Source organism: Cupriavidus sp. UYPR2.512 (genome assembly GCF_000379565.1).
In the GTDB taxonomy this organism is placed as follows: Bacteria; Pseudomonadota; Gammaproteobacteria; order Burkholderiales; family Burkholderiaceae; genus Cupriavidus.
The window spans coordinates 61,824-78,035 of the sequence record NZ_KB903031.1 but is presented as its reverse complement, the minus strand read 5'-3'; the positions used below and the strand labels follow the sequence as shown (position 1 = coordinate 78,035).

The window sequence follows — 16,212 nt, the reverse complement described above, 5'->3', positions numbered from 1 at the left end:
GAAGCGCCGGGGAAGAACGTGAAGGCCAAGTCGGGCCTGAACAAGGCCATACTCGATCAAGGCTGGTTCGAGTTCCGCCGTCAGTTGGAGTACAAAGTGGCGTGGAATGGCGGCTGGTTGGTGGCAGTGCCGCCTGCGAACACGAGCCGGACGTGTCCGGCCTGCGGATGTNTGAGCGCAGAGAACCGTACGACACAGGCGAAGTTCGCCTGTGTCGCATGTGGCTACGAAGCCCACGCCGACGTGGTCGGCGCCATAAACATCCTCACACGAGGATTGCAACTGTTGGAAGGGCAGGACGATGCCCGGATAGCCTGTGGAGAGATGGCGCGGTCAGGCCACTCAGTGAAGCAGGAACCCGCCAAAGCGACTACGTAGAGCATCACGTAGCGCAGTAGGAATCCTCCCACTTTCCGGCCTTCGGCCGGCGAGCACCAGCGAGAGGGGGAGGAGGATGTCAAATCACCAGGATCCTTTCCTTATCTCGTTGTGGTGGTGGGACTGGCGGCCTGCTGCCCCGCCTGCTCAGGCACATACACCATCGACCCGTCCTTCATCCGATAGGCTACGCCAGCCTTGATGCCATCGCCTGAGCCCACTTGCCCGCTGGCCTGGTAGCGCACCACCTTCTCGCCCTGGCGCGACACGACCTCCATACGGGCTTGCCCGGGTTGGTGATGATGCTCACGTCGTCATGCGGGCACGTCGATATCGGGCTCGCAAAAGATGTGGTGCAATTGCCACATGCAAGGCATGTTTGTTGGCTTCCGCGTGCCGGCCGCCGTGCTCGACGCCGAACTGGCCGGCGACCATCCCGTCAAGGCCTGGCGCCACTACCGCCGAATGACGCAAGACGCGCTGGCCCAGGCGTGCGCGCTGAGCAAGCCCTATCTCAGCCAGATCGAGAACCGCTCCCGGGCAGGCAGCCGGGATGCGCTGCAGAAGCTCGCCAGGGCACTGGACGTACCCTGGGAGATTCTGGCGGAACCGCGCAATGGGCCATGAACGGCATACAGACGCGCCGCCTCAGTGCTGGCGCACCGTCTCTGCCGGCGCCTTCTCCGGCAGCTTGTTGCCCTCGGCATCGATCTGCAACGGCCCCGTCCCGGAGAACCGGTCCAGCGCCAGATAGATCACCGGCGTGATGAACAGCGTGATCACCTGCGAGAACAGCAGGCCGCCGACCACGGCCAGGCCCAGCGGCTGGCGCAACTCGGCCCCGGCGCCCAGGCCCAGCGCCAGCGGCAGCGCGCCCATCACCGCGGCGAAGGTGGTCATCATGATCGGCCGGAAGCGCAGCAGGCACGCCTGCCGGATCGCCCTGGCGGGCGTCATGCCTTGCTCGCGCTGCGCCGCCAGCGCGAAGTCGATCATCATGATCGCGTTCTTCTTGACGATGCCGATCAGCATCAGCACGCCGATCACCGCGATCAGCGACAGCTCCACGTTGAAGAGGAACAGCGTCAGCAACGCGCCCACCGCCGCCGAGGGCAAGCCCGCCAGGATGGTCAGCGGGTGGATATAGCTTTCATACAGCACGCCCAGCAGCGTGTAGATCACCGCGATGGCCGCCACCAGCAGCACGATCTGCGTGGCCTGCGACGACTGGAACACCGCCGCGTCGCCGCCCCAGCTGGTGAAGATCGCGCTGGGCATGGCGGTCTCCTGCCGGTAGCGGTCGATGCGCGCCGAAGCATCGCCCAGCGCCGCGCCCGGCGCCAGGTTGAACGACACCGTCACCGAAGGCAGCTGCCCCTGGTGGTTGACGGCGATCGGCCCGACCCGGCGCTCGGTGGTGGCGAAGGCGGAGACCGGCACCATCTGGCCGGTCTTGCTGCGCACATAGAGCTTGGAGAACGCGCTCTCGTCGGTGCGGTCGACATCGGCCGCCTGCAGGATCACGTAGTAGTTGTCGATCGGCGTATAGATGGTCGACACCTGCCGTTCGCCGAAAGCCGAGTACAGCGCGGTGCGCACGTCCTGCATCTGCACGCCTAGCGCATTGGCCTTGTCGCGATCGATCGACAACTGCGCCTCCAGACCCGACTGCTGCGAATCGCTGGTGACGTCGCGGAAAATCGGGTCGGCGCGCATCTTCGCCATCAGCTTGTCGGAGGCGTCCTGCAGCTGGCCGGCCTTCACGCTCTGCAGCGTGTACTGGTAGCGGCTCTTGCTCTGGCGCCCGCCCAGGCGCAGGTTCTGCACCGGCGAGAAGTACACTGCCAGGCCCGGGATGCCGGACACATCCTTGCGCAGCGACTCCACCACCGCGGGCATTTTGGCGCGCTCGCCGAGCGGCTTGAGCTCGATGAACATGCGCCCGGTGTTGATCGCGGGCGAGGGGCCGCCGCCGATGGAAACCACCACGCTCTTGACTGCGGGGTTGGCGCGCATGCGCTCGGCCGCGTCGCGCAGGCGCGCGGCCATGGCATCGAAGGAGATATCCTGCGGGCCTTCGGCATTGACCTGGATCTGGCCGATATCTTCCTCGGGGAAGAAGCCCTTGGGGATGGTGACGAACAGCACCGCGGTCAGCACGAACGTCAGCCCTGCGACCGCCAGCACGGTGCGGCGATGCGTCAGGCACCAGTCCAGCCCGCGCGCATAGCGGTGCAGCGTGAACTCGAACAGGTTCTCGAACCACTGCGTGGAGCGCATGCCGAAGGTCTGCTTCTGCGCGATGGCGGGCTGCGCTGGCGCGTGGTCGCCGTAGGCATGGTGCGATTCATCGACCGGCACGTTCTCGGCCGACAGGAAACGCGCGCACAGCATCGGGATCAGCGTCAGCGACACCAGCGCCGACACCAGGATCGCCAGCGACACCACCGCGGCAAATTCATGGAACAACAGCCCGATCACGCCCGGCATGAAGAAGATCGGGATAAACACCGCCACCAGCGAGATCGAGATCGACAGGATGGTGAAGCCCATCTCGCGCGACCCTGCCAGCGCGGCCTTCAGTGGCGGCACGCCTTCCTCGATATGGCGCACGATGTTCTCGAGCATGACGATGGCGTCGTCCACCACCAGGCCCACCGCCAGCGTGATGGCCAGCAGCGAGACGTTGTCCAGGCTGTAGCCGAAGGCCTTCATCAGCGCCACTGTGCCGATCAGCGAGATCGGCAGCGACACCGTGGGGATCAGCGTGGCGGCGGCGCGGCGCAGGAACAGGAAGATCACCATCACCACCAGCGCCACCGTCAGCGCCAGCGTGAACTGCACGTCGTGGATCGATTCGCGGATCGAGTTCGAGCGGTCGTTGACCACCGCGACATTGACCGAGCCCGGCATCTGCGCAATCAGGCGGGGCAGGGCGGCCTTGATGGCATCGACCACCGCCACGGTGTTGGCGTCGGGCTGGCGCAGCACGGCCAGCACGATCGAGCGCTCGTTGTTGAGCCAGCTGCCAGTCTTGATGGTCTCGACGCTGTCCTCGATCTCGGCCACGTCGGACAGCCGCACCAGCGCGCCGTTGGGCTGGCTGGCGACGATGATATTGCGGAAGGCGTCGGCGCTGGTCAGCTGCCGGTTGGCCTGGATGGTCAGGGTCTGGCGCGCGCTGTCGAGCGTGCCCACCGGCGTGTTGGCGTTGGCGCGGTTCAGCGCCGTGGCCAGCTCGTCCAGCGTCAGCCCGCGCGCGGCCAGTGCATCCGGGTGCGCGCGCACGCGCACGGCAAAGCGCTTCTGTCCGAAGATCTGCACCTGCGCCACCCCCGGCAGCGTGGCCAGCGTGGGCGAGATCAGGTTGTCGCCAAAGGCGTTCAGGTCCGCCAGGCTCATTGCCGGCGAGTTGATCGCCAGCAGCAGCACCGGCGCATCGGCCGGGTTGACCTTGCGGTACGACGGCGGCACCGTCATCTCGATTGGCAGCGAACGCTGCGCGCGGAACAGCGCCGCCTGCACGTCGACGGCCGCGTCGTCGATATTGCGGTCGTTGTTGAATTCGATGGTGATGCTGGAATTGCCGAGCGTGTTCGACGAGCTGATCACCGACACGCCCGGGATCGTCGCGAACTGCTTTTCCAGCTGCGTGGCGACCGATGCCGCCATGGTCTCGGGGCTGGCCCCGGGCAGGGTCGCGGTGACCTGGATCACCGGCGAATTGAAGCTGGGCAGCGCGGCAATGGGGATGGTCGGGTACAGCACGATGCCGGTGACCACCACGGCCAGGCACAGCAGCACCGTCATCACCGGACGGCGGATGCAGAGTTCAGACAGCGTCATGGCTCAGTGCCCCGCGGTGGCGGTGGCCGGGCGGGCGGCGGCGGCCGAGGCACCGGCGGCCGGGGCCTCGCGCACCAGCGCGCCGGGGCGCAGGTTCTGCGTGCCCTCCACCACCACGCGGGCGCCGGGCTGCACCCCCTCTACCACGGCGGCGGCGGCAGTGGTGGTCACCACCTGCACCGGCACGCGCGCGACCTTGCTGTCGGGCTGGACCACATAGACAAAGCGGCCTTCCGGGCCGGTCACCACCGCCTGCGGCGGCACTGACAGCGCGCCCTTCAGGGTCTGCACCACGGCGTTGACGTTGGCATAGGTGCCCGGCCACAGCCGCTGCTCTTCGTTGTCGAACTGCGCCTTGACGCGGATGGTGCCGTACTGCGGATCGACGGTGTTATCCACAAAGGTGATCCTGCCGGTTACCGGGATCTTGCTGCCGTCGTTGGGCAGCGCGGTGACCTGCACCGGACCGGCGTGCAGCGCCTCGCGCAGCGCGCCCAGCTGCCGCTCGGGCAGGCTGAAGGTGACGGCGATCGGCTGCACCTGGGCAATGATGACCATCGGCTGGGTGCTGTTGGGCAGCACCAGCGAACCCGGGAAGGCGTTGATCACGCCGGTGCGGCCGCTGATGGTGGCGCGGATGGCGCCGTAGCTGACCGCCACGCGGCCGGCGTCGATGGCGGCCTGGTCGGCGCGCACGGTGGCGGCAAAGCCATCCACCTTGGCCTGGGCGGTGTCGACCGCGCTTTTGGAGATGAAGTTGCGCTGCAGCAGCTCCTGGCTGCGCGCGAGCGTGCGGCGGGCATCGGCCAGGTCGGCCTGGTCGCGCAGCAGCTGGGCCTGCGCCTTGGCCAGGTTGGCCTCGTCCATGCGGGTATCGAGCGAGAACAGCAGGTCGCCCGGCTTGACCGTCTGGCCTTCCTTGATATGGACGGTGCGCACGGTGCTGGACACCTGCGGGCGCACCTCGACGGTGGACAGCGCGGTGACATTGCCGTTGGCCGTGACCTGCAGCGGCACGTCGCCCTGCTGCACGCGCGCGGTTGACACCACTACGGCTGCCGGCGCCTTGGGCGCCGGCTTGGGCGCAAACCAGGTACGCCAGGCAAACCAGCCCAGGCCGGCAATGACCACCACCACGGCCGCCACCGCCCACGGCGATACGCGGCCGCGCCCGGTTCCGGCGGCCGCCCTCCAGTTGCTGTCGACGAAGCCCTTGGGCTGGTCGATCCTGTCAGATTTCATATTGTGTGGACCCTCTGCACCGCGTCTTCGCGCCACTCCCCGTGATCGCCCGGCTGGTTGTGTCCCGATGCTGCCGGTGCGTGTCGCGCAAAGACTCTACTAGTACCGCGCTTCGCCCGCCGGAGCCAGCGCCGCGTATTACAGTCCGTTACAGGGTTGCAAGGGTCTGGTAATGCCCGGCGCCGGCAAACGCCGTCCGGGCCACAGGGGAGGCCGGAGATGTGTGTAGCGGGGCGCTTGTATGGTTAGACAAACATTATCAGAAAAGCTGCCGCCGGCTATCGCGGCGCCACTGATTGACGCTGTCCACCGACAGTTCGCGTGGCCCGGCCTGCACAACCACGACATCGCCGGCGCGCACTTCTCCCCTCAGCACCACGCTGAGGTAGACCCCGGAGTAGCCGCTCTGGACCATGTCGCGCACCGCGTGGCGGTAGCCCAGCGCGGCGTTGAACTTGTAGCAGGGCTTGCGCGGCGACTCCACCCGCAGCAGGGCCGTGCCCACGCGCACCAGGTCGCCGATCCAGAGGCCGGATTCAAGCAGCCCCTCCAGGGTCAGGTTCTCGCCCATGGCGCCATACGGTAGCGGCGGGCCGGATTCAGGCTGTGCGCAGGCGCGGCGGCGCGCGTTCCACCACGCATAGTGCTCGGACGGATAGGCGTAGACCGCCTTGTCCAGGCCGCCGTGCACGGTCAGGTCGCCCTGTTCGTCGCCGGCCAGCCCCAGCGGCTGGACCTGTACCCGCAACGGGTGCAGCAGGGTGCTGACAGGATGCTTGCGAATGCCCGACAGCACCACCGCCTCGGTGCCCGCCCCGGCGACCACCAGCGGGATGGCCTTGGCCATGCTGACCGCCAGCACACGCGCAAGGCCCGGCCGAGGTCTGGATTCGCTCACGTGCGCCCCCGCTTCGTGATTGTGCTTCCGGTTGTGGAAAGGGCTGTGGATAAACTGCGGATATGCCTGAGGATAACGTGGCGGATAACACTGTGGACAAGTGCTTGGTGCGGTCCCTCACAAGGAACCCGGCGGCCGGGAGCCGCCTTGGGTTTCAGCCTTGCATCACACCTGCTGCGCCGCCTGCGGCCGCTGCCACTGGCAGCCCAGCGCCCGGGCGCGTTGCGATACCGCCAGCGCCACCAGCATCAGCGCCGCCGCGCCCCAGTGCAGCGTATCGGCGCCGGCCAGCGTATAGATGGCAGCCCCGGCCATGGCGCCGGCCGCCTGGCCCAGGTAGATCGACGAAGAATTCAGCGAGATCGACACCGATGCCCGCTCCGGCGCCAGCAGCACCAGCCGCGCCTGCTGCGCGCTGTTGGTGGCAAACCCGCCCACGCCCCACAGCATGAACAGCAGCACCAGCGCCACGCTGCCCAGCCCGGCCAGCGGCCACAGCACCATGGCCGTGATCGAGGTCAGCAGCGTGACCTGCACGATCCGGCTGGGCGTGACCCGGTCCATGCGCGACGCCGCCATGGCATTGCCGAACACGCCGCAGGCGCCGTAGGCCAGGAACATCAGGCTGAGCGCGCCGCCGCTGATGCCGTACACGTCGCGCATCAGCGGGGCGATATAGGTAAACACCGTGAACATGCCCGCTGACGAGATCATGGTGGTCAGCACCACCAGCATGATCGGCTTGTGGCGCAGCACCGCGCCCCAGGCCTCGCGCCCGGCCGGCGGCACGGTCAGCCCGCGCGGCAGCGCGCGCCAGACCGCCGCCGACACCAGCAGCGCCAGCGCACCGACCAGCGCCATGCTGACGCGCCAGCCGAGCGTGCTGGAAATCCACGTGCCCAGCGGCACGCCCACCACGCTGGCGATGCTCCAGCCAAGAAACACAAAGCTGATGGCGCGCCCGCGCGTCTGCGCGTTGACCAGCAGCGGCAGCGTGGCGGCGGTCTGGGGCGTATAGATGGCCGCGCCGATCGCGGTCAGGAAGCGGATCCCCATCAGCGCCGCAAAGCTGGGCGCAAACGCGGCGGCCAGGTGCATCACCCCATAAACCAGCAGCGACCCGGCCAGCAGCAGCCGGCGGTCGATGCGCGAGCCCAGCGTGGCAAACAGCGGTGCGCCGATGCAGGTGGCCAGCGCAAACACCGAGATCAGCTGCCCGGCGCTGGCCGCGCCCAGCCCGAAATCAGCGGCAATGTCGTTCAACATGCCGGTAACGATCATCGCACCGGTGCCAATGACGAAATTGCCGACGCAGAGCGTCACTAGCCTGGGGTCCATGCCGGCCTTGGGAATAGGGATTGGCGCAGGAGGGCGCTTTGTTGTTTGGGCTGCCGCGGCCTTGGCAGGCCGGGCGGTAAGGGAAGCCCGGAGTGTAGCGGTTTCGGGGAATTCGCGTTTCCCAGAGGAAATGCCCGGCCAGATGTGAAACACCCCTGTCCCGCATGGCGGAACAGGGGCGTCGGGGCGGGCTGTCCGGAGACTATCCGGCCGCTGGTGACTCAGCGCGTCAGCACTGGCGCCAGCGCCTTCGGGTTGACGATGCAGTCATGGTTGCCGGCCAGCACGTCCAGGATGTTCTGGAACGCGGTGCGGAAGTACAGCTCGTAGCTGTCGCGCTCCACATAGCCCAGGTGCGGCGTGCAGATGCAGTTTTCAATGCGCAGCAGTGCGTGGCCCTGCAGGATCGGCTCGGACTCGAACACGTCGATCGCCGCCATGCCCGGGCGGCCCCGGTTCAGCGCGGTGACCATCGCGTTCTCTTCCAGCAGTTCGGCACGGCTGGTGTTGACGAACAGCGCAGTGGGCTTCATCCGGGTCAGGTCAGTCAGCTTGACGATGCCGCGGGTGTCGTCGTTCAGGCGCAGGTGCATCGACAACACATCGCTGTCGGCAAACAACTGCTCCTTGGATTCGGCCACCCCCAGCCCGTCGGCACGGGCGCCTTCCAGCGACGCCTCGCGGCCCCAGACCAGCACCTTCATGCCAAAGGCGCGGCCGTAGCCAGCCAGCAGCCGGCCGATCTTGCCATAGCCCCAGATCCCCAGGGTCTGGCCGCGCAGCACCTGGCCCAGGCCGAAATTGGGCGGCATCGTCGTTGATTTCAGCCCCGACTGCTGCCAGGCGCCGTGCTTCAGGCTGGCGACATACTGCGGGATGCGGCGCTGGGCGGCCATGATCAGCGCCCAGGTCAGCTCGGCCGGCGCCACCGGCGAGCCCACGCCTTCAAGCACAGCCACGCCGCGGTCGGTGCAGGCATCCAGGTCGATATGGCTGCCGGGGCCGGCCCCGACCCGGCCGGTCTGGCTGATCAGCTTGAGCTTGGGCAGTTTTTCCAGCAGTTGCCGGGTGATGCGGGTGCGTTCGCGGATCAGCACCACGGCTTCGACGTCTGACAGGCGTGCGGCCAGCTGGCCCACGCCCTTGACGGTGTTGTTGAACACCTTGACGTCGTGCCCCTCCAGCAAGCTGAAGCAAGGCAGCTTGCGCACGGCATCCTGGTAATCGTCGAGTACGGCAATCTTCATCGGCAACTCTGGTTATCCAACGGTCTTGTGCCGGTTGGTGCGCGCCGCCACCAAGCTGCGCGCCGGCCAACAGTATTGTTGAGAAATATCGAAAACCCCGCGCTGGCCGGTGGCAGCGATTGTTGCACAGCAAAAAACAGGGGGGTGCGCCAGTGGTATCCTTGCCCGTTCCGGTGCCGCCGCGGATTGTCGGTCGAGCCTTGCTCCCGTCACGCGATCGCACACGGACAAAGTCCGGCCGGCACGCGCAGCCACCCCTGCGCGCGCGAAGCGCAACTGTAGCGCAGCCGCAGGGACCGCCGCGACCTTTTGCATAAACCGGGCCGCCGCGGAGTTGTAACGGGATGTGTCGATCCGAGTGCGACCATCACTCCGGGCGCGTGACGGCCCCATCTGCCCGCTGGCCAGGCTTTGCAAGGATTCCTTCCCTTCTTCCCTTTACGAATCTGGAGTCTGCAGTATGAACCACCCCACGATGCAAGGTACGGCGCCCGTCAATGCGCCGGCCTGGGTCAAGCACCCCAAGCTGGTGGCCTGGGTTGCGGAAATCGCCGCCCTGACCAAGCCCGACCATATCTATTGGTGCGACGGCTCGCAGGAAGAATATGAGCGCCTGTGCGAGCAGATGGTCGCCGCCGGCACCATGAAGCGGCTGAACCCGGCCAAGCGCAAGAATTCCTTCCTGGCACTGTCGGACCCCTCGGACGTGGCGCGGGTGGAGGACCGTACCTTCATCTGCTCCGAAAAGCAGGAAGACGCCGGCCCCACCAACAACTGGACCGCACCCGCCGAGATGCGCCAGACGCTGAACGGCCTGTTCGAGGGCTGCATGCGCGGCCGCACGCTGTACGTGGTGCCGTTCTCGATGGGCCCGCTGGGCTCGCCGATCGCCCATATTGGTGTGGAACTGTCTGATTCGCCGTACGTGGCGGTCAATATGCGCCTCATGACGCGCATGGGCCGCGCGGTGTACGACGTGCTGGGCACCAACGGCGAGTTCGTGCCGTGCGTGCACACCGTGGGCAAGCCGCTGGCGGCCGGCGAGCAAGACGTGGCCTGGCCGTGCAACCCGACCAAGTACATCGTCCATTTCCCGGAAACGCGCGAGATCTGGTCGTTCGGCTCGGGCTACGGCGGCAACGCGCTGCTGGGCAAGAAGTGCTTCGCGCTGCGCATTGCGTCGACCATGGGCCGCGATGAAGGCTGGCTTGCCGAACACATGCTGATCCTGGGCGTGACCTCGCCCGAGGGCAAGAAGTACCACGTGGCAGCGGCCTTCCCGTCGGCCTGCGGCAAGACCAACTTCGCCATGCTGATCCCGCCCAAGGGTTTCGAGGGCTGGCGGGTCACCACCATCGGCGACGACATCGCCTGGATCAAGCCGGGCCAGGACGGCCGCCTGTATGCCATCAACCCGGAGGCCGGCTACTTCGGCGTGGCCCCGGGCACCAGCGAGAAGACCAACTTCAACGCGATGGCGACGCTGAAGGAAAACGTCATCTTCACCAACGTGGCGCTGACCGATGACGGCGACGTGTGGTGGGAAGGCATGACCAAGGAAGCGCCCGCGCACCTGGTCGACTGGCAGGGCAAGGACTGGACCCCGGAAATCGCCCGCGCCACCGGTGCCAAGGCGGCACACCCGAACGCCCGCTTCACCGCGCCGGCGTCGCAGTGCCCGTCGATCGACCAGAACTGGGACAACCCGGCCGGCGTACCCATTGATGCGTTTATCTTCGGCGGCCGCCGCTCGACCACCGTGCCGCTGGTGACCGAGGCCCGCAACTGGACCGAAGGCGTCTACATGGCCGCCACCATGGGTTCGGAAACCACCGCCGCGGCCGCCGGCCAGCAGGGCGTGGTGCGCCGCGACCCGTTCGCCATGCTGCCGTTCTGCGGCTACAACATGAGCGACTACTTCGGCCACTGGCTGCAACTCGGCCAGAAGCTGGAAGCCGCGGGCGCGAAGCTGCCGAAGATCTACTGCGTCAACTGGTTCCGCAAGGACGCCGACGGCAACTTCGTGTGGCCGGGCTTTGGCGAGAACATGCGCGTGCTGTCGTGGATGATCGACCGCGTGGAAGGCAAGGGGCAGGGCGCCGAGCACGTGTTCGGCACCACCCCGCGCTACGAGGACCTGAACTGGAATGGCCTGGACTTCACGCCGGCGCAGTTCACGCAGGTGACCTCGATCGACCGCGATGCGTGGCAGCAGGAGCTGGCACTGCATGACGAGCTGTTCAGCAAGCTGCGGCAGCACCTGCCGCAGGCGCTGGTGGAAACGCGCGCGGCGCTGGGCAAGCGGCTGGAGGGGTAAGCGGCTGGAGGGCGAACTTCTAGCGCAAGCCTGCTCCCCTCTCCCGCCTGCGGGAGAGGGGAGAACCCCATCGTGGCGCCGCAAGTCCTAAGCAAATCAACGCCCGTCTTATTCAAAGGCGGGCGTTTTTTCATCCCGCCTCGCTATCCCCCAGCGTCTCCACCGCATACTTCACCAGCCCTGCGCGCCCCTCGATCCCCAGCTTGCGCTTCAGGTTGAGCCGATGGGTCTCGACCGTGCGCACCGACACCCCCAGCTGCGCCGCGATCTCCTTGTTGGCCAGGCCGCGCCCGATGCCGCGCAGGATATCGCGCTCGCGCGGCGTGAGCGCGTCGAGCGGGCCGGCCGCAGGGCTTTGCTCGGCCATGCCGCGGGCGATGCGGGCGCTGTAGAACACACGCCCCGCCAGCACCGACTGGATCGCCGCCATCAGTTCGTCGGCCGGGGCGTCCTTGAGCACATAGCCGCGCGCACCGGCGCGCACCGCCTGGCGCACATACTCCAGGTTGTCGTGCATCGACACGATCAGCACCGCCAGCTCGGGATAGCGGTCATGCAGCGCCGCGGCCAGCGCAATGCCGCCCATGCCGCGCATGCCGATATCGGTGATGACCAGGTCGGGCAGTTCGGCGCTGCCGGCGCGGTCCAGCCACGCCAGCGCGGTTTCGCCGTCGTCGGCTTCGCCCACCACGCGCAGGCCGGGCTGCAGCGCCAGGTGCATGCGCATGCCGTCGCGCACCAGCGCGTGGTCGTCGATCAGCAATACGCGGGCGGGCACTTCGGTGGAGTCGGCAAACTGGGTCATGACGGCGAGGGTCCTGCTGAAACGGGATCGTGCGCAATGGCCGCAGGCCTGGCCAGCGGCAGTGAAGCGACCAGCTGGGTGCCGCCCACGCCCGAAACGATGTCGAACTGCCCGCACAGCGCGGCGATGCGCTCGCGCAGGTTGCGCAGGCCGATACCGCGCTGCGGGTCCTCCTGCATGCGCGCCACGTCGAAGCCATGCCCGTCGTCGCGCACGGTAAGGCGCGTGGCATCGGCATCAAAGGCCAGCGCCACCGCGACCCGGCGCGCGCCGGCATGGCGCTCGACGTTGGTCAGTGCTTCCTGGGCGATGCGGAACAGCGCCGTGGCCTGCTCGTCGGGCAGTTCGCGCGGGGTGCCGCGCTGGGTCACCACGATCTCCAGCCTGCTGCCGCCCTGCATCTCGCGCGCCAGGTGCTGCAGCGCGGCGTACAGGCCCACGTCGTCGAGCAGGGCGGGGCGCAGGTTGCGCGCCACGCGGCGCACTTCATTGAAGACGGTATCGAGCCGGTTCAGCGCCATGCCCAGCACCGGCGCCACCGCGGCGCCTTCGGCCGGGGCCAGGCGCAGGCGGTTGGCGGCGGTTTCCAGCACCAGCTTGACCGACACCAGCAGCTGGCTGATGCCGTCGTGCAGCTCGCGCGAGAGCCGGGCGCGCTCTTCTTCCTGTGACTGCACCACGCGCTGCGCCAGCTGGCGCAGCTTGGCGTCGGCCTCGCGATGCTCGCTGACGTTCAGCGCCAGGCCGCTGGCGGCGACCAGCAGGATGCTGATGCCGGCGATCACGCCGATCCAGGCCATGGTCGCGCGGATATCGGTCTCGGCGCGCGCATCGAGCTGGCGCAGCGTGCTTTCCACGTCATCCAGGTAGATGCCGGTGCCGAGCATCCAGCCCCATTCGGGCACCGCCACCACATAGCCGAGCTTGGGCGCCAACTGCTGCGACGAGGGCTTTCTCCACAGGTAACGCACCGCGAAGCCACCGCCCTTGGCCGCCGCGATCAGCTGCTGGATGGTCAGCGCGCCCTGCGGGTCGCGCAGCGTCCACAGGTCCTGGCCGACCAGTTCGGGCTGGCGCGGGTGCATCAGGTTGCGGCCCTGCAGGTCATACAGGAAGAAGTAGCCGTCGGGGCCGTAGTCCAGGCGCGCAAGTGCTTCCATCGCGGCCTGCCGGGTGGCGGCGTCGCCGCGCCCGGAGCGCACCAGCGGCGCGATCGCGCTCTGCGCCAGTTCTACGTAGTGGCGCAGCTCGGTTTCCTTGCTCTGCAGGTAGGCGGCCTCGACCAGCGCGCGCTCATGCTGCGCGAGCTGCGTGGCCTGGAAGCGCACGGCAAGCGCGATGCCCAGCATGGCGACCGCAAGTGGCGCCACGGCTAGCAACAGGATCTTCTGGCGGAGTTTCATCTGGGACCGGGGGTAAACACCGACGCCGCGCAGGCGGCATGCCACCGTCGATTTGCGTAGTACTACGCAGAAGTGCTGCGTAGTTACGCGCTTGTGCGGGGTTTGGCGGGTGTCAATACTACACGCCGGACACGCCACCGCCCCAGCATGGCGCGCGTGTCGACGCAGTTGGTGCGCCGGACACGCCTGGACGGTGCATCGCCTGCCTGCAAGACGAGATCCGGATACGACGACAGACCGGGCGCGCAGCAGCAGATCCCAGGAGACGCCCCTCACCGCCGGATTCGCCGCAAGCTGCCCGCCTTTGGCGCATGCCACCGCTGCTCGCCGTTCCCCGTCCTTCGCCGCCGCAGGCTATCCAAGACATCCCGGTCTGAGGAGACCTTCACTATGAATCGCATCGGAGAACACCTGGTGTGGCTGGCCGTCGCCGTGCTCGGCGCGTTTGCCTTCGGCACTGTCGCGCTGGCGCGCGGCGAGGCCGTCAGCGCGCTGTGGATCGTGGTTGCCGCGCTCTGCATCTACCTGATCGCCTACCGCTACTACAGCCGCTTTATCGCCGACAAGGTGATGCAGCTCGATCCCAAACGCATGACGCCCGCCTGGCGCCATAACGACGGCCTGGACTACGTGCCGACCAACAAGGCGGTGCTGTTCGGCCACCACTTCGCCGCCATCGCCGGCGCCGGCCCGCTGGTCGGCCCGGTGCTGGCCGCGCAGATGGGCTATATGCCGGGCATGCTGTGGATCCTGGCCGGCGTGGTGTTCGCCGGCGCGGTGCAGGACTTCATGGTGCTGTTCATCTCCACGCGCCGCGACGGCCGCTCGCTGGGCGACCTGGTCAAGTCCGAGATGGGCACGGTGCCGGGCATGATCGCGCTGTTCGGCTGCTTCATGATCATGATCATCATCCTGGCGGTGCTGGCCCTGATCGTGGTGAAGGCGCTGGCCGATTCGCCGTGGGGCACCTTCACGGTGGCGGTGACGATTCCGATCGCGCTGTTCATGGGCATCTACACGCGCTACATCCGTCCGGGCCGCATCGGCGAGGTATCGGTGATCGGCTTCGTGCTGCTGATGCTGGCCATCACCGGCGGCCAGTACGTGCACGAAAGCGCCACGCTGGCGCCGCTGTTCACGTATGACGGCAAGGCGCTGACGTGGATGCTGATCATCTACGGCTTTATCGCCGCCGTGCTGCCGGTATGGCTGCTGCTGGCGCCGCGCGACTACCTGTCGACCTTCCTGAAGATCGGCACCATCATCGCGCTGGCCGTGGGCATCCTGATCGTCGCGCCGGAGCTGAAGATGCCGGCCTTCACGCAGTTCGCCAAGGGCGGCGGGCCGGTGTGGTCGGGCAACCTGTTCCCGTTCCTGTTCATCACCATCGCCTGCGGCGCGGTGTCGGGCTTCCATGCGCTGATCTCGTCGGGCACCACGCCCAAGCTGCTGGAGAATGAATCGCACGCGCGCTTTATCGGCTACGGCGCGATGCTGGCCGAGTCCTTCGTCGCCATCATGGCGCTGGTGGCCGCCTCGGTGATCGAGCCGGGCGTGTACTTCGCCATGAACAGCCCGGCGGCCGTGATCGGCACCACGCCGGACGCCGTGGCCCAGGCGGTATCGACCTGGGGCTTCGTTATCACCCCGGACGTGCTGATCCAGACCGCCAAGGACGTCGGCGAGAACACCATCATCTCGCGCGCCGGCGGCGCGCCGACGCTGGCCGTGGGCATCGCCCACATCCTGCACCAGGTGGTGGGCGGCCAGGCCATGATGGCGTTCTGGTACCACTTCGCCATCCTGTTCGAGGCACTGTTCATCCTGACCGCCGTCGACGCGGGCACCCGTGCCGGCCGCTTCATGCTGCAGGACCTGCTGGGCAGCTTCGTGCCGTCGCTCAAGCGCACCGACTCGCTGCCCGCCAACCTGATCGCCACCGGGCTGACCGTGGCGGCCTGGGGCTACTTCCTGTACCAGGGCGTGGTCGATCCGCTGGGCGGCATCAACACGCTGTGGCCGCTGTTCGGCATCTCCAACCAGATGCTGGCCGCGGTGGCGCTGGTGCTGGGCACCTGCGTGCTGGTCAAGATGAAGCGCGGCCAGTACGCCTGGGTCACGCTGGTGCCGACCATCTGGCTGCTGGTATGCACGCTGACCGCCGGCTGGCAGAAGCTGTTCCACGCCGACCCCAAGGTCAGCTTCCTGACCCATGCCGCCAAGTTCAGCGCCGCCATTGCCGAAGGCAAGGTGCTGGCCCCGGCCAAGTCGATGGAGCAGATGCACCGCATCGTCTTCAACGACTACCTGGATGCCGGCCTGTGCGCGCTGTTCATGCTGGTGGTGCTGTCGATCGTGTTCTACGGTTTCAAGACCGCGATGCAGGCACGCGCCGCCGCCCGCCCGACGGCCAAGGAAACGCCGTTCGAGCCGCTGCCTTCGGGCGCGTCGGCCCAGTAACCCGGGGATCACAGGAGCCCGCCATGCTGGAACAACTCGGAACCATGGGACGCTACCTTGGGCAGTCGCTGCGGCTGATGGTCGGGCTGCCCGACTACCAGACCTATGTGGCGCACATGGAAAGCACCCACCCGGACCGCGAGCCGATGAGCTACGAGGAATTTTTCCGCGAGCGCCAGGAGGCACGCTACGGCGGCGGGCAGGGCAAGTGCTGCTGAGCACACGCTGAACGCCGCCCTCCTGCGGGCCGGCGGCAGGTAAAGCAGACAGGCGATCAC

Annotated in this window: 13 protein-coding genes; 5 read left to right on the top strand and 8 right to left on the bottom strand. The window is 67.5% G+C overall.

All coding sequences use genetic code 11. From position 1 onward, the window contains the following. On the top strand, nt 1-378 hold a 378-nt coding region (locus A3A5_RS0118705; protein ID WP_018312067.1), incomplete at its 5' end, for an RNA-guided endonuclease TnpB family protein. Between the two features lie 101 nt (nt 379-479). Here A3A5_RS0118705 and A3A5_RS38925 read toward each other — a convergent pair. Beyond that, nucleotides 480-656 carry a DUF2149 domain-containing protein gene (locus A3A5_RS38925; protein WP_018312066.1) on the bottom strand — a complete coding sequence of 59 codons (177 nt, stop codon included), beginning with the start codon at nt 654-656 and terminating at the stop codon, nt 480-482. 88 nt (nt 657-744) lie between these two features. Here A3A5_RS38925 and A3A5_RS38920 point away from each other — a divergent pair, with 88 nt between their 5' ends. After that, a complete protein-coding gene (locus A3A5_RS38920) occupies nt 745-1,005 on the top strand; it encodes a helix-turn-helix domain-containing protein (protein ID WP_018312065.1) in 261 nt (86 codons plus the stop codon). Between the two features lie 21 nt (nt 1,006-1,026). Here A3A5_RS38920 and A3A5_RS0118690 read toward each other — a convergent pair whose 3' ends face one another. The 5 genes from A3A5_RS0118690 to A3A5_RS0118670 form a co-directional block, all read right to left on the bottom strand. Continuing rightward, nucleotides 1,027-4,224, bottom strand: a complete 3,198-nt coding sequence (locus tag A3A5_RS0118690) for an efflux RND transporter permease subunit (RefSeq protein WP_018312064.1) — start codon at nt 4,222-4,224, stop codon at nt 1,027-1,029. A gap of 3 nt (nt 4,225-4,227) precedes the next feature. Next, the gene (locus A3A5_RS0118685) at nt 4,228-5,466 is read right to left on the bottom strand and encodes an efflux RND transporter periplasmic adaptor subunit (RefSeq protein ID WP_018312063.1); all 1,239 of its coding nucleotides are present in this window, start codon (nt 5,464-5,466) and stop codon (nt 4,228-4,230) included. A gap of 259 nt (nt 5,467-5,725) precedes the next feature. After that, the gene (locus A3A5_RS0118680; protein ID WP_026200903.1) at nt 5,726-6,364 is read right to left on the bottom strand and encodes an MOSC domain-containing protein; all 639 of its coding nucleotides are present in this window, start codon (nt 6,362-6,364) and stop codon (nt 5,726-5,728) included. 165 nt (nt 6,365-6,529) lie between these two features. Beyond that, nucleotides 6,530-7,702 carry an MFS transporter gene (locus tag A3A5_RS0118675; RefSeq protein WP_026200902.1) on the bottom strand — a complete coding sequence of 391 codons (1,173 nt, stop codon included), beginning with the start codon at nt 7,700-7,702 and terminating at the stop codon, nt 6,530-6,532. Between the two features lie 221 nt (nt 7,703-7,923). After that, a complete protein-coding gene (locus A3A5_RS0118670) occupies nt 7,924-8,949 on the bottom strand; it encodes a D-2-hydroxyacid dehydrogenase family protein (RefSeq protein ID WP_018312060.1) in 1,026 nt (341 codons plus the stop codon). A 460-nt stretch (nt 8,950-9,409) separates the two neighbouring features. Between A3A5_RS0118670 and A3A5_RS0118665 the strand changes: the two genes are divergently transcribed. Continuing rightward, the gene (locus A3A5_RS0118665) at nt 9,410-11,266 is read left to right on the top strand and encodes a phosphoenolpyruvate carboxykinase (GTP) (protein WP_018312059.1); all 1,857 of its coding nucleotides are present in this window, start codon (nt 9,410-9,412) and stop codon (nt 11,264-11,266) included. Between the two features lie 130 nt (nt 11,267-11,396). Here A3A5_RS0118665 and A3A5_RS0118660 read toward each other — a convergent pair whose 3' ends face one another. Both A3A5_RS0118660 and A3A5_RS0118655 read right to left on the bottom strand, forming a co-directional pair. Beyond that, nucleotides 11,397-12,071, bottom strand: coding sequence for a response regulator transcription factor (locus tag A3A5_RS0118660; RefSeq protein ID WP_018312058.1), 675 nt, complete (start codon nt 12,069-12,071; stop codon nt 11,397-11,399). Next, complete coding sequence (locus A3A5_RS0118655) at nt 12,068-13,474, bottom strand: cache domain-containing protein (RefSeq protein WP_018312057.1); 1,407 nt, start codon at nt 13,472-13,474, stop codon at nt 12,068-12,070. Before A3A5_RS0118655 ends, A3A5_RS0118660 begins: the two co-directional genes overlap by 4 nt. 390 nt (nt 13,475-13,864) lie before the next feature. On the opposite strand from A3A5_RS0118655, the gene A3A5_RS0118650 reads away from it, so the two are divergent. Beyond that, a complete protein-coding gene (locus A3A5_RS0118650; RefSeq protein ID WP_018312056.1) occupies nt 13,865-15,934 on the top strand; it encodes a carbon starvation CstA family protein in 2,070 nt (689 codons plus the stop codon). Nucleotides 15,935-15,957: 23 nt separating this feature from the next. Further along, nucleotides 15,958-16,152, top strand: a complete 195-nt coding sequence (locus A3A5_RS0118645) for a YbdD/YjiX family protein (RefSeq protein ID WP_010811333.1) — start codon at nt 15,958-15,960, stop codon at nt 16,150-16,152. Nucleotides 16,153-16,212: the final 60 nt, after the last annotated feature.

Bases quoted from the DNA above. Each gene is read 5' to 3' on its own strand.
- A3A5_RS38925 (WP_018312066.1), bottom strand. From the start codon at position 656: ATGGAGGTCGTGTCGCGCCAGGGCGAGAAGGTGGTGCGCTACCAGGCC.
- A3A5_RS38920 (WP_018312065.1), top strand. From the start codon at position 745: ATGCAAGGCATGTTTGTTGGCTTCCGCGTGCCGGCCGCCGTGCTCGAC.
- A3A5_RS0118690 (WP_018312064.1), bottom strand. From the start codon at position 4,224: ATGACGCTGTCTGAACTCTGCATCCGCCGTCCGGTGATGACGGTGCTG.
- A3A5_RS0118685 (WP_018312063.1), bottom strand. From the start codon at position 5,466: ATGAAATCTGACAGGATCGACCAGCCCAAGGGCTTCGTCGACAGCAAC.
- A3A5_RS0118675 (WP_026200902.1), bottom strand. From the start codon at position 7,702: ATGGACCCCAGGCTAGTGACGCTCTGCGTCGGCAATTTCGTCATTGGC.
- A3A5_RS0118670 (WP_018312060.1), bottom strand. From the start codon at position 8,949: ATGAAGATTGCCGTACTCGACGATTACCAGGATGCCGTGCGCAAGCTG.
- A3A5_RS0118665 (WP_018312059.1), top strand. From the start codon at position 9,410: ATGAACCACCCCACGATGCAAGGTACGGCGCCCGTCAATGCGCCGGCC.
- A3A5_RS0118660 (WP_018312058.1), bottom strand. From the start codon at position 12,071: ATGACCCAGTTTGCCGACTCCACCGAAGTGCCCGCCCGCGTATTGCTG.
- A3A5_RS0118655 (WP_018312057.1), bottom strand. From the start codon at position 13,474: ATGAAACTCCGCCAGAAGATCCTGTTGCTAGCCGTGGCGCCACTTGCG.
- A3A5_RS0118650 (WP_018312056.1), top strand. From the start codon at position 13,865: ATGAATCGCATCGGAGAACACCTGGTGTGGCTGGCCGTCGCCGTGCTC.
- A3A5_RS0118645 (WP_010811333.1), top strand. From the start codon at position 15,958: ATGCTGGAACAACTCGGAACCATGGGACGCTACCTTGGGCAGTCGCTG.